The sequence below is a fragment of the Bradyrhizobium sp. genome, assembly GCF_049798375.1.
Classification (GTDB): Bacteria; Pseudomonadota; Alphaproteobacteria; order Rhizobiales; family Xanthobacteraceae; genus Bradyrhizobium.
This window is the reverse complement of record NZ_JBARGP010000553.1, coordinates 1-12,644: the sequence shown is the minus strand read 5'-3', so window position 1 is coordinate 12,644 and position 12,644 is coordinate 1. Positions and strand designations below refer to the sequence as shown.

The window sequence follows — 12,644 nt, the reverse complement described above, 5'->3', positions numbered from 1 at the left end:
CCGAGCCACCCGCGCCAGGCGGCGGCGCGCCGGCGGCCTCGCTCGACGCATTGGCATCGGCCGGCCCACCCGGAGGTGACATGCCGGGACAGCCACCCTCGGCGCTGACGAGATCATCCGCCGTGATCGGCTTGTCCGGCGTCAGCGGCGGCGTATCGATCGAGACGCTGCGGATGAACAGGCGCCCCGGTCGCGAGAACCATTCGGCATCCTTCATGGACAGCATATCCGACGCCCCGGAACAGCCTGCCACAGCCGACGTGAGCACGAGGAACGCCAGGACGCGCGTAAGCTTTTCGTTGGGATCTCGCACGATGAACCTTGTTGGATTGTCACTTCAAATGCTGCGGCAGCCGGACTCGCCATCAAAATCAAAGCGAATGTTCCAGTCCCCCGCGACTAGCCGTAACGTCTCGTCCCACCATCACTTTGCGGCACGACCGTGGCTTTGCCAATTGGCGCGCCGGGATAAACGACAAATTATCATTAATTGCGCGCCGTCGCCATGGTCTGAGGGTGCGCTGCGCTCTCGCTATTGCCGGCGCTGCCAACGACCGCGTTCGTCGGCCTGCCAATAGGTGGACTCGAACCCCCGCGCCTTGCAATCGGTCCAGGCTGCGCGCGCAGCCGCCAACGCGTCGTCGTCATCGCCGTTGAAGACCAATACCATCCGCTCATAGCTGGCCGAATCAGGCGGCAGCGGCGCGTTGTCGACCAGAAACCGGACCTGCGCTCCGTTCGGGTTGCCGTCCTCGATGGCCAGCACGATCGGCTGATCGGCAACATCGGCCACGCGCCAGGTGGCGTGTGGCAGAAACGAATCGTCGCGATAGGTCCACAGATGCGCGTCCAGCGCATCGGCCCGCTCCGGTGATGTCGATTGCACCACGACGCGCCAGCCGCGCTCGAGCGATTTCTCGAGCAACGGCGGCAACACGTTCTCAAGCGACATGTTCTGCAGATGATAGAACAGAACTTCCGTCATGCGCCGGCTTACTTTTTGGCCTCGTAGGAATCCCACACCAATCGGTCGAGCAGCCGCACGCCGTAGCCTGAGCCCCAGCTCTGGTTGATCTCGGATTTCGGCGCGCCCATCGCGGTGCCAGCGATGTCGAGATGCGCCCACGGCACGTCATTGACGAAACGCTGCAGGAATTGGGCGGCCGTGATCGAGCCTCCGTGGCGGCCACCGGTGTTCTTCATGTCGGCAAACTGCGAATCGACCAGCTTGTCGTATTCGGGGCCGAGCGGCATGCGCCACACCTTCTCGCCGGTCTCCTGCCCGGCCTTGATCAGCCGGTCGGCCAGTTCGTCATTGTTGGAGAACAGGCCAGCATGTTCGGTCCCGAGCGCCACCATGATCGCGCCGGTGAGCGTCGCAAGATCGATCATGAATTTCGGCTTGAACTTGGTCGCGACGTACCAGAGCACGTCGGCCAGCACCAGCCGCCCTTCGGCATCGGTGTTGATGATCTCGATGGTCTGGCCCGACATCGAGGTCACGATGTCGCCGGGACGCTGGGCATTGCCGTCGGGCATGTTCTCGACCAGGCCGATGGCGCCGACCACGTTGACCTTGGCCTTGCGCGCCGCCAGCGCATGCATCAGCCCGACCACGCAGGCCGCGCCGCCCATGTCGCCCTTCATGTCCTCCATCGAGCCTGACGGCTTGATCGAGATGCCGCCGGTATCGAAGCAGACACCCTTGCCGATAAAGGCCACCGGCTGCGCGCCGGCCTTGCCGCCATTGTAGCGCATCACCACGGTGCGGCTCGGTCGGGCCGAACCCTGGCCGACGCCGAGCAGCGCGCCCATGCCGAGCTTCTTCATCGCCGGGACGTCGAGGATCTCGACCACGACGCCGAGCTTGCGCAAGGCCGCGGCGCGTTTGGCGAATTCCTCCGGATACAGCACGTTCGGTGGCTCGTTGACGAGATCGCGGGCGATGATGACGCCGTCCGTGAGATGGGATTGGGGCGCGAACGCCTTCTTGGCGGCAGCCGGATCGGCTACGGCGAGGGCGATGTCGGCACGGACGCCGCCCTCCTCGTCCTTCTTCTTGGTCTTGTAGCGATCGAAACGGTAGGCCCGCAGCTTCAAGCCGGCGCCCAGTGCGCTGACCTGCTCCGGTGTCATGGTTGCCTCGGGCAGCTCGGTCAGAACCGTTACCGGTTCGCTCGCCGAATTCAGGCGCCCGGCTAACGTGCCGCCATATTTGAGGAAATCGCGATCCTTGAGGTCCTTGCCCTTGCCGGTTCCGATCACCATCAAGCGCTGAATCTTGATTCCGTGAGGCGCCAGGAGGTCCAGCACCGCACCATCCTTGCCCTTGAACTGGGCCGTCGCAGCTGCGCGCTTGATGAGGTCGGCCGCGCCGTTCAGCGCCTTTTGCGAGGCCTGCCCTATTCGCAAGCCGTCATCGCAAAACACCACCACGATGCCGCGCGGCGTTGCAGACAATGGAACGAAACCGACCTTGACGGCGTCGGGCATCAAATGATCCTCCAAAAATGCAACAGGAGCCACCGGCAGCGGCTCCTGGAATCGTGTCCGTGAGGCGCGGCAGTAACGTTATGGAACGCATGTCGTGCCACTATGGCCCGGCTGCCCCGGTGCTGCCAAGGGTCCCGTGTCTGAGAGGCCACATCAGTTAAATTTTAAGCATATTTTTAACGTGCCACGCCACAGCCATTTTGTTGACGGATCAAAGGGATGGTAGTGAGAGGATCGGCCATCGGAACGTCATTGTGCCAGCAACCTGGGGGACCCCTGTCGGGGGTGGTTGCGGCGCTGCTCCGAGCGAGTGCTGGGTGGGGGATCGTACGGTAACGATGGGGTCGATCGACAGGTATATCTTTCGCACGACGTTGACGTCGTTTGCGATGGTCCTGGTCAGCCTCACCGGCGTGATCTGGATTACGCAGGCGTTGCGCGGCATCGACCTGATGACGAGCCAGGGCCAGACCATCGTCACCTTTCTCGGCATCACCAGCCTCGTGATTCCGTCGCTGGTCGGCGTGATCGCGCCGATCGCGGTGATGATCTCGATCTCGCATACGTTGAACAAGCTCGCGACCGATTCCGAGATCATCGTCATGAACGCCGCAGGCATGTCGCCGGTCCGGCTGTTTCTTCCATTCGTGTACGCAACCTGCGTGGTCGCCGCGATGGTGACCGTGATCTCCGCCTATGTCGCGCCCGACGGTCTGCGCCGGATCAAGCAGTGGGACGCCGAGATCACCGCCGACGTGCTGGCGAACATCCTGCAGCCGGGCAGCTTCAAGCAGCTCGATCAGGACCTGACGATCCGCATCCGGGAGCGCGCGCCGGGCGGCGAACTCAAGGGAATCCTGATCGACGACCGGCGCGACCCGAAGGAACGCAACACCATCATCGCCGACCACGGCACCGTGGTGAAGAACACCGATGGCTCGTTCCTGGTGCTGGAGGACGGCAATCTCGAACGCTTCGAAGTCGGCAAGCGCGAGCCGACCATGGTGGCTTTCGGCCGCTACGCGTTCGACATGTCCAAATTCTCCAGCGGGGGGCATGACGTCGCGCTCGGAATCCGCGAGCGTTATCTGTGGGAGCTGCTCTCTCCGGACGAGAAAGACCCGGTCTACAAGCAGATTCCCGGGCAATTCCGCCAGGAGCTGCACGATCGCTTCATGGCCCCGATCTATCCCTTCGCCTTCGCCGCCCTGACTTTCGCCTTCCTAGGTGCGCCGCGCACCACCCGCCAGAGCCGTAACTTTTCGATGGGCAGCTCCATTCTGGCCGTGTTCGGCGTCCGCATGGCCGGGTTTGCCTGCTCGGTGATGACGGTGAAGACCCCGATCGCCGCGCTGGTGCAATATGCCATGCTGTTCGGCGTGATCGGCCTCTCCGTCTGGATCATCGTCGGCGGCGTCGTGGTCGAGCCGCCCGCGGCCCTGATGGAGGCGATCAACCGGTCCAATGCGCGCCTGGCGCGGCTGTTCCGAAGGCCCGCCACCGCATGAACATGATCACCAACACGCTGGGGCGCTATTTCGCCGGCCGCTTCCTGGTCAATGCGGTGGGCGTGTTCGCGAGCATCTTCGTGCTGCTCGTGCTGGTCGACTACATCGAGATGGTGCGCAAGACCTCCGGGCTGGTCTCGGCCTCGGCCATCATGGTGGCGGAGACATCGCTGTTCCGGGTGCCGCAGCTGCTCGAGAAGATGATGCCGTTCTGCGTCCTGATCGGCGCCATGACCTGCTATCTCGCGCTGTCGCGGCGGCTCGAGCTCGTGGTCGCGCGCGCCGCCGGCGTGTCCGCCTGGCAGTTCATTGCGCCGGCGCTCGCCAGCGCTATCATGCTCGGCTTTCTCGCGACGGTTGCCTACAATCCGATGTCCGCGAATTTGCGGGAGCTGTCGAAAAAGATGGAGGCTGAGTTGTTCGGCTCGGCGCCCGGCGGCGGCGTTCAGGATGCTTCCGGTTTCTGGCTCAACCAGATCATCCCCGACGGACAGGTCATCATCAACGCGGCGCGCAGCGAGCAGCAGGGCGTCCGGCTCACCGGTCTGACCCTGTTCCGGTTCGATAAGCATGATCAGTTCGAGGAGCGAATCGAGGCGCGCGCGGCGGTGCTCGAGGAAGGGCGATGGGTGTTCAGGAACGTGCGCCGATTCTCCCTCAATGCCCCCCCGATCGACCAGGACACCTATACGGTACCGACCACCCTCACCCCGGCCCAGGTCCGCAACAGCTTTTCGACCCCCGAAACTGTGTCGTTTTGGCAACTTCCGAGCTACATCCGCTCGTCGGAGAGCTCAGGGTTCGCGACCGCGGGCTACCGTCTGCAGTATCATAAGCTGATCGCGCAACCGTTTTTGCTGGCTGCGATGGTCATGCTGGCCGCATCCGTAAGCTTGCGGTTCTTCCGGATGGGCGGCGTGCAAAAGATGGTTTTGAGTGGCGTGGGCGCAGGGTTTCTGCTCTACGTTCTGTCGAAAGTGACTGAAGATTTGAGCAAGGCCGAGCTGATGAATCCGATCGCTGCGGCGTGGCTGCCGGTGTTCGTCGGCGGCCTCACCGGTTTTTTGGCCCTGCTCTACCAGGAGGACGGTTAGTGTCTGTCGTCGCCGTCCGTCAGCGGAATAACGCCGTGGCCCGGCAGCGCGCGAGTGTGCGCCTGCTGTGTCTGCGTGCGTCCGCTGTCATGCGTCCTCTGCTTGCTCTCGCGCTGATGCTCGCGGGAGCGACCCTGCTCGACCTTGCGGCAACAGCGCCTGCCGCCGCGCAGGGCTTCGTCTATAACCAGCGTCCGCCGAAACCGAAGCCGCCGCGGGTGGCCAACGACAACCAGATGCTGGTCCAGGCGGTCGAGGTCGATTACGACTATAATAATTCGCGCGTTGTGGCGAACGGCAACGTGCAGCTGTTCTACAACGGCACGTCGGTCGAAGCCGACAAGGTGATCTACGACCAGAAGACCAAGCGGCTGCATGCCGAAGGCAACATCCGCATGACGGATGCCGACGGCAAGATCACCTACGCCAACAGCCTCGATTTGTCCGACGACTATCGCGACGGCTTCGTCGATTCACTGCGGGTCGACACCGAAGACGAGACCCGGATGGCGGCGACCCGCGCCGACCGTTCGAGCGGCAATTACACGGTGTTCGAAAACGGCGTCTACACCGCCTGCGCGCCGTGCAAGGACGATCCGAAGAAGCCGCCGCTCTGGCAGGTCAAGGGTGCCCGCATCATCCACGACCAGAAGGAGAAGATGCTCTACTTCGAGAGTGGCCAGCTCGAATTCCTGGGCGTCCCGATGGCCTATCTGCCGTATTTCTCGACGCCCGACCCGACGGTCAAGCGCAAGAGCGGCTTCCTGATGCCGAACTTCCCGTCCTCGACGGCGTTCGGCTTCGGTGTCGAGATTCCCTATTATTGGGCGATTGCCCCGGACTATGACGCGACGTTCACCCCGCGCATCACGTCCAAGCAGGGCGTGTTGATGCAGGCCGAATTCCGCCAACGCCTGGACAGCGGCGCCTACCAGGTCCGTCTCTACGGCATCGATCAGCTCGATCCGGGTGCGCTGGCGGGCCAACCTGGCGACCGCCAGTTCCGCGGCGGCGTCGAGACCAAGGGCCAGTTCGCGATCAACGACAAGTGGGTCTGGGGCTGGGACGGCGTGGCCCTGACCGACTACTACTTCTTTTCCGACTACAGGCTGTCGCAGTTCAAGGACCCCTACGGCTCGTTCATGAACCTGCCGACGGAAGCAATCTCGCAGCTCTATCTGACCGGCGTCGGAGACCGCAGCTTCTTCGACGTGCGGACGATGTATTACCTGAGCTTCTCGGGCAACCAGCAGCAGGTGCCGGTGGTTTATCCGGTGCTGGATTACGCCAATGTGCTCAACCGCCCGGTTTTCGGCGGCGAGTTCAGTTACAAGACCAACTTTGTCAACCTGACCCGCAACGATGCGGTGTTCGATCCGATCACCACACGGGCCAACACCAGCGGCCTGTGCACCATGGCCTCCGCCGACCCGCTGGCGCGGATGCCGTCGCAGTGCCTGCTGCGCGGCGTGCCCGGAACCTATACGCGGCTGACAGCGGAAGCGCAGTGGCGGCGCTCGTATACGGACTCGATCGGCGAGATCTGGACGCCGTTTGCGAGCGTGCGCGCCGACGCGATCAATGCCGAGATCTCGAACCAGCCGGGCGTCTCGAACTTCCTGCCGACCGGCGATACCCAGGCGCTGCGGGTGATGCCGACGGTAGGTCTGGAATATCGCTATCCGTTCATCAACGTGCAGCCGTGGGGAACGACGACGCTCGAGCCGATCGCGCAGGTTATCATCCGGCCGAACGAAAGCTATGCGGGTAAGCTTCCGAACGAAGACGCGCAGAGCATGGTGTTCGACACCTCGAACCTGTTCAGCGTCGACAAGTTTTCCGGTTACGACCGCGTCGAGGGCGGCGGCCGCGCCAATGTCGGCGTCCAGGCCACCACGCAGTTCGACCGCGGCGGCACGGTCAAGACTCTGTTCGGGCAGTCCTACCAGCTGTTCGGCATGAATTCCTTCGCGGTGCAGGATGTCACCAACACCGGCGTAGATTCCGGCCTGCAGCGCGCCGCGTCCGACTATGTGGCTAGCGTCGATTATTCACCGAACCGCACCTACACATTCAGCGTGCGCTCGCGCTTCGACCAGCAGACATGGGAAGTGCAGCGGTTCGAGGCCGAGGCCAAGGCCAACTTCGATCGCTGGTCGGTCGCAGTGACCTATGGTGACTACGCGGCACAGCCCGATCTCGGCTACCTGACCCGCCGCGAGGGCGTGCTGGGTTCCGGATCCGTCAAGATTGCCAACAACTGGGTGCTGACGGGCGCAGCGCGTTGGGATCTCGAGGCGAACAAGATCAATCAATATGTGATTGGCGCCGGCTATGTGGACGATTGTTTCGTGCTGGCTGCCAACTATGTGAAGTCCTATAGTTACACAGTGGGCACGACGGCCCCGGTGCTGAACAACACCTTCATGCTTCAGATCGGCCTTCGGACCCTTGCCAACACCACTGTAGGATTCTAACAGCGCGCCGCCGGCCCCGCCGGCGCTCCAGGTCGGGAGACCCCGCGGCGCGGCTTGGATTTGGATTCATTGCGAGCGGCGAAGCTTAGTCATGATCATCCGGTTCCCTCTCAGCCTTCGGGCGCTGGCCTTTGGCTGCCTTGTGGCGTTGACCTTCAGCGCCGGCGGATCGTCTGCCCACGCCCAGAGTATCGTCGTCATGGTCAACGGCGAGCCGATCACCGACTACGACATCGAGCAGCGCACCAAGCTCGACTTTCTCAGCACGCATAAGCAATCGAGCCGCCAAGAGGTCCTCAACGAACTGATCGACGAGAAGGTGAAGCTCAAGGAGGGCAAGAAGTTCGGCGTCGATCCGAGTGCCTCCGACATCGACCAATCCTTCGCCGGCATGGGCTCGCGCATGCACATCACGCCCGACCAGCTCGCCAAGTCGCTCGAGAGCCAAGGCGTCCGGCCAGAGACATTGAAGGCCCGGATCAAGGCCGAGATGGTGTGGACCAGCCTGGTGCGCGGCCGCTACAAGGAGCGGCTCCTGGTCTCCGACAAGGACGTGGCTGCGGCCGTCGCCGCCGCCGGCGGCGACACCGATCAGCAGGGCCAGGCCTACGAGTACAAGATGCAGCCGATCGTCCTGATCGTCTCGAATTCGGCAGACCAGGGCGCCATGGAGTTCAGGCATAAGGAGGCCGAAGCGTTGCGCGCGCGGATCCAGACCTGCGCCGAGGCCAATAGTGTCCTGAGAACCACGGCGAATGCCGTGATCAAGGAGACCGTGGTCAAGACCTCGGCGGACATTCCGCCCGTGCTGCGCAAGCTGCTCGACGACACACCGATCGGCCACCTGACGCCGCCGGAAGCGACCAAGCAAGGCATCCAGATGGTAGCCCTGTGCGCGCGCAATCCGACCACGATCGACACGCCGAAGAAGCGTGAGATCAAGGAACAGATGTACAGCAAGAAATACGAGGCGACCTCGAAGGCCTATCTGGACGAAGTCCGCAAGGCCGCGATGATCGAATACCGGGGGAAGTAAATTCGAAGCTGCTTTGATTTCCGGCGTTCGCAGGTTTAAAGGCCGCTGCAGATGATGCGAACGCCGGAACCGGAGCACCTGTCGATGGTCCAGGAAACCGCCAAAAAAACTGCCAAGGACGATGCCAAGCCGTTGGCGCTAACCATGGGCGAGCCGGCCGGCATCGGCCCCGAGGTCACGCTGCAGGCCTGGCATCGTCGCGATGCGCTCGGCCTTCCCGCTTTTTATCTGCTCGGCGATCCGGACCTGCTGCGGCAACGCGCCAAGCTGCTCGGCCTCGACATCCCGATCGCCGAGGTCACGCCGGACCAAGCCGTTGCACGCTTCGCCGATGCGCTTCCGGTGGTGCCGACCGGAGAATCGGCGACCGCCCTTCCCGGCCGGCCAGATGCCAGCAGCGCGAGGTGCGTGATCGGCGCGATCAAACGGGCCGTCATCGATGTCCGTGCAGGGCGCGCGAGCGCCGTCGTCACCAATCCACTTGCCAAGAGCGTGCTCACGCGTGCCGGCTTCAAACATCCCGGCCATACCGAATTCCTGGCCGAGCTGGCCGCCGAGGACGGCCGGGTCCCGCAGCCGGTGATGATGCTGTGGTCACCCATGCTTGCGGTGGTGCCGGTGACGATCCATGTGCCGTTGCGCAAGGCGATCGAGCAATTGTCCAGCCCGCTGATCACCTCGACGGCGCGCATTGTCGCGGCGAGCCTGCGGCGTCATTTCGGCCTGGCGCGGCCGCGCCTCGCGATCTCCGGCCTCAACCCGCATGCCGGTGAGCACGGCACGATGGGCACCGAGGACGATCACGTCATCGAGCCCGCGATCGCGACGCTGCGCAACGAGGGCCTCGACGTACGCGGACCGCTGCCGGCCGATACCATGTTCCACGCCGCGGCGCGCACGACCTACGACTGCGCGCTGTGCATGTATCACGACCAGGCGCTGATCCCGATCAAGACGCTGGCGTTCGACGAGGGCGTCAACGTCACGCTCGGGCTGCCGTTCATCCGCACCTCGCCCGATCATGGCACCGCGTTCGACATCGCGGGCTCCGGCCGCGCCAACCCCGCAAGCCTCGTCGCAGCATTGAAGCTCGCCGCACGGATGGCGGCGACTGCGGCATGAGCGCGATCGACGACCTGCCGCCGCTGCGCGAGGTCATCCGCGAGCACGCGCTGTCGGCGCGCAAGTCGCTGGGACAGAACTTCCTGCTCGATCTTAATCTGACCGCACGCATTGCGCGCGCTGCTGGCCCGCTCGAGGATACGACGGTGGTCGAGATCGGCCCCGGTCCGGGCGGACTAACGCGTGCGCTGTTGGCGCTCGGCGCCCGCCACGTCATCGCGATCGAGCATGACGAGCGCGCGATCCCGGCGTTAAGGGCGATTTCTGATCGCTATCCCGGGCGGCTGGAGATCGTCTGCACCGACGCGCGGACGTTCGATCCCAGGCCCTATCTCGGCAATGGCAAAGCCAAGATCGTCGCCAACCTGCCCTACAATATCGCCACCGCACTGCTGGTGGGCTGGCTGTCGGTCGAGCCCTGGCCGCCCTGGTACGAGATGATGGTCTTGATGTTCCAGCGCGAGGTGGCCGAGCGCATCGTCGCGCGCGAGAACGAGGAGGCCTATGGCCGGCTCGGCGTGCTTGCCAACTGGCGCTGCGAGACCAAGATCCTGTTCGACATCTCGCCGGCCGCCTTCGTGCCGCCGCCCAAGGTGACCTCCTCGGTGGTGCGGCTGGTGCCGCGCCCCACGCCCGAAGCTTGCGATCGCCGCGCGCTGGAGCAGGTCACGGCTGCGGCCTTTGGGCAGCGCCGCAAGATGCTGCGGCAGAGCCTGAAGTCGCTGCCATCAGATCCGGCGCGGCTCGCAGCCGCCGCCGGTGTCGATCCGACGCGGCGCGCCGAAACCGTGCCGATCTCGGGCTTTGTTGCCATGGCGCGTGAATTGACCAATAGTCGCGCCGAAAACATCCCGCCCGCCGCCAACCAACAAACATCATAAGGGAGACCCTGAATGGCATTGATGCGCCGCCAGTCGCTGGTCAAGTTCGACGCCCCGCTGTGTGAGACCATTGTCGACACGCCGAAGCCGCAGGGGCGCGAAGTGCTGGTGCGCATCGAGTGCTGTGGCCTGTGCCATTCCGACCTGCACATCCAGGATGGCTATGCCGATCTCGGCGGCGGCAAGAAGCTCGACACCACGCGCGGCATGACCTTGCCGTTCACGCTCGGCCACGAGATCGCTGGTGTCGTCGACGAGGTCGGGCCTGACGTGCCCAAGGAATTGATCGGCGCCAAGCGCGCGGTGTTTCCCTGGATCGGCTGCGGCCAATGCCGCGACTGCGCCAATGGCGACGAGAATCTCTGCATCAAGCAGCGCTTCCTCGGCGTCGCGATCGACGGCGGCTTCGCGACACACGTGCTGGTGCCCGACGCCAAATATCTGCTCGAATACGATCCGCTGCCGGTCAACCAGGCCGCGACGTTGATGTGCTCCGGCGTCACCGCCTATGGCGCGCTCAAGCGCCTGGTCGATCGGCCGCGCCAGCGCAATTTGCTGCTGATCGGCCTCGGCGGCGTCGGCCAGATGGGCCTTTCGTTCGCGCAGGCGATGTTCAAGCAGCCGGTTGCGGTGGCCGATCTCAGCGCGGCCGCGCGCGAGGCCGCGCTGAAGAACGGCGCTTCGGTGGCCTACGATCCCAGCGAGCCCGACGTCTTCAAGCGCATCCTGAAGGAGACCGACGGCGGCTTTGACGAGATCGTCGACTTCGCCGGAAACGAAAAATCGATGGCGTTCGCAGTCTCGGTGCTGGCCCGCGGCGGCAAGATCGTGGTCTCCGGCCTAATGGGCGGGCAGTTCAGTTTGCCGATGGTGCAATGGGTCTACAAGCGCATGACCATCGAGGGCTTCATGGTCGGCACACTCGCCGAGGCGCATGAATTGATGGCGCTGGCACGCGCCGGCAAGATCACGCCGACGCCGATGCGGGAAGAGCCGATGGCCGACGTCCAGAAATGGATCGACGCGCTGCGCGCAGGCGAGGTGGTCGGCCGCGTCATCCTGACGAACTGAGGCGTGACGAGTTTTCCCCGCTGTCCCCATAAACAACGGTCGGGACCGCCATCGATCGCGAGACGGTGACCGCGCGCGATTAGCCCATCTGGGCGCGGTTTCGAGCTGAAATCGCGCTCTGTTCCTATGCACGCTGTGAGGAAAATGTCGCAGTTCCACGGGAATAATGAGGGCCAGAATTAATCCGGATTTGTGGCTCATTGCGACCCAACTTGTCTCCGAGAACGCAGCGTTCGTTCGCGTACCCGGAGTCAAGAATTGGCCACACGACGCGCCAAATTCGCATGCGCCATTCTTGCCGGTCTCATCGGAACTGCTGTGCTGACTTTGCTGCCGCGAATCCCGGCTGCCGTGGCGGACGACTGCTTGACCGCGCCCACCGGCGACAAGGCCGACGGCCAGCACTGGCGCTACCGCCTCGAACGCGGCCGCCGCTGCTGGTACCTCAAGGATTCGACCGCAGCCGCCCAGAATAGCGCTGAGGACGCCGCGCCGCGTCAGGCGAACCAGGCTTCCTCGGCCTGGGATTTCGCCCTGCCGACCGCTCCAAAGCTCACGCCGCGCCGCGGCACTGGCCCGGCGCCACGCGTCAGCACGGAGGCGCTCGCCGACGATGACGCCCGCGCAGCGGCAAAGCCGCAGCCTGCCACGCGGAGCCTCCTGCGCACCCGGCCTGAAACCTCGTTCGATGACAGCTTGCAGCACAATACGGCTGCACCGTCGTGGCAGCCGCTGGCGTCAGCCGAGATGGACTCGCCGGCCCCTGCCCCTGCAGCCGCCGCATCGCCGGCACCGGACGCGCCGCCGCCCGCGTCAGATCCTGCGGCGTCGACGCCGCCAACGGATAGCCCTGTTGGCACCCCCGTCAAACCGGTGAAGCACGTCGCGCCGATCCGGAAGCTGCTGATGGTCGTCGTCGGTGCATTGTCGCTGTCGGGGCTGCTGGCGAGCGCGCTGTACCG

9 protein-coding genes and 2 pseudogenes are annotated in these 12,644 nt (G+C 64.2%); 8 read left to right on the top strand and 3 right to left on the bottom strand.

Annotated elements, in window-relative coordinates; genetic code table 11:
* The 3 genes and pseudogenes from WA702_RS22240 to WA702_RS22230 form a co-directional block, all read right to left on the bottom strand.
* A pseudogene (locus WA702_RS22240) lies at positions 1–226 on the bottom strand (hypothetical protein); the annotation flags it as partial.
* Between the two features lie 306 nt (positions 227–532).
* Positions 533–985, bottom strand: coding sequence for a DNA polymerase III subunit chi (locus WA702_RS22235; protein ID WP_425112705.1), 453 nt, complete (start codon positions 983–985; stop codon positions 533–535).
* 8 nt (positions 986–993) lie between these two features.
* Positions 994–2,493 carry a leucyl aminopeptidase gene (locus WA702_RS22230; protein ID WP_425112704.1) on the bottom strand — a complete coding sequence of 500 codons (1,500 nt, stop codon included), beginning with the start codon at positions 2,491–2,493 and terminating at the stop codon, positions 994–996.
* A gap of 338 nt (positions 2,494–2,831) precedes the next feature.
* Between WA702_RS22230 and lptF the strand changes: the two genes are divergently transcribed.
* From lptF to WA702_RS22190, 8 genes and pseudogenes are all read left to right on the top strand, one after another.
* Positions 2,832–4,001 carry an LPS export ABC transporter permease LptF gene (lptF, locus tag WA702_RS22225; RefSeq protein WP_425112703.1) on the top strand — a complete coding sequence of 390 codons (1,170 nt, stop codon included), beginning with the start codon at positions 2,832–2,834 and terminating at the stop codon, positions 3,999–4,001.
* The gene (gene lptG, locus WA702_RS22220) at positions 3,998–5,095 is read left to right on the top strand and encodes an LPS export ABC transporter permease LptG (protein WP_425112702.1); all 1,098 of its coding nucleotides are present in this window, start codon (positions 3,998–4,000) and stop codon (positions 5,093–5,095) included. Before lptF ends, lptG begins: the two co-directional genes overlap by 4 nt.
* 89 nt (positions 5,096–5,184) lie before the next feature.
* Positions 5,185–7,572: an LPS-assembly protein LptD gene (locus WA702_RS22215; RefSeq protein WP_425112701.1), complete on the top strand. Its 2,388-nt coding sequence runs from the start codon at positions 5,185–5,187 to the stop codon at positions 7,570–7,572.
* A 91-nt stretch (positions 7,573–7,663) separates the two neighbouring features.
* Positions 7,664–8,608: a SurA N-terminal domain-containing protein gene (locus WA702_RS22210; RefSeq protein WP_425112700.1), complete on the top strand. Its 945-nt coding sequence runs from the start codon at positions 7,664–7,666 to the stop codon at positions 8,606–8,608.
* Positions 8,609–8,692: 84 nt separating this feature from the next.
* Positions 8,693–9,730, top strand: a complete 1,038-nt coding sequence (gene pdxA, locus WA702_RS22205) for a 4-hydroxythreonine-4-phosphate dehydrogenase PdxA (RefSeq protein ID WP_425112699.1) — start codon at positions 8,693–8,695, stop codon at positions 9,728–9,730.
* Positions 9,727–10,611, top strand: coding sequence for a 16S rRNA (adenine(1518)-N(6)/adenine(1519)-N(6))-dimethyltransferase RsmA (gene rsmA, locus WA702_RS22200; protein ID WP_425112698.1), 885 nt, complete (start codon positions 9,727–9,729; stop codon positions 10,609–10,611). The genes pdxA and rsmA overlap by 4 nt, the downstream gene beginning before the upstream one ends.
* Positions 10,612–10,623: 12 nt before the next feature.
* Positions 10,624–11,682: an alcohol dehydrogenase gene (locus WA702_RS22195; protein ID WP_425112697.1), complete on the top strand. Its 1,059-nt coding sequence runs from the start codon at positions 10,624–10,626 to the stop codon at positions 11,680–11,682.
* 366 nt (positions 11,683–12,048) lie between these two features.
* Positions 12,049–12,644, top strand: a pseudogene (locus WA702_RS22190) (hypothetical protein); the annotation flags it as partial.

What these genes read in the sequence shown, in the direction of transcription:
- lptF (WP_425112703.1), top strand. Translation starts at nt 2,832, where the DNA reads ATGGGGTCGATCGACAGGTATATCTTTCGCACGACGTTGACGTCGTTT.
- WA702_RS22235 (WP_425112705.1), bottom strand. Translation starts at nt 985, where the DNA reads ATGACGGAAGTTCTGTTCTATCATCTGCAGAACATGTCGCTTGAGAAC.
- WA702_RS22210 (WP_425112700.1), top strand. Translation starts at nt 7,664, where the DNA reads ATGATCATCCGGTTCCCTCTCAGCCTTCGGGCGCTGGCCTTTGGCTGC.
- WA702_RS22215 (WP_425112701.1), top strand. Translation starts at nt 5,185, where the DNA reads ATGCGTCCTCTGCTTGCTCTCGCGCTGATGCTCGCGGGAGCGACCCTG.
- pdxA (WP_425112699.1), top strand. Translation starts at nt 8,693, where the DNA reads ATGGTCCAGGAAACCGCCAAAAAAACTGCCAAGGACGATGCCAAGCCG.
- rsmA (WP_425112698.1), top strand. Translation starts at nt 9,727, where the DNA reads ATGAGCGCGATCGACGACCTGCCGCCGCTGCGCGAGGTCATCCGCGAG.
- WA702_RS22230 (WP_425112704.1), bottom strand. Translation starts at nt 2,493, where the DNA reads ATGCCCGACGCCGTCAAGGTCGGTTTCGTTCCATTGTCTGCAACGCCG.
- lptG (WP_425112702.1), top strand. Translation starts at nt 3,998, where the DNA reads ATGAACATGATCACCAACACGCTGGGGCGCTATTTCGCCGGCCGCTTC.
- WA702_RS22195 (WP_425112697.1), top strand. Translation starts at nt 10,624, where the DNA reads ATGGCATTGATGCGCCGCCAGTCGCTGGTCAAGTTCGACGCCCCGCTG.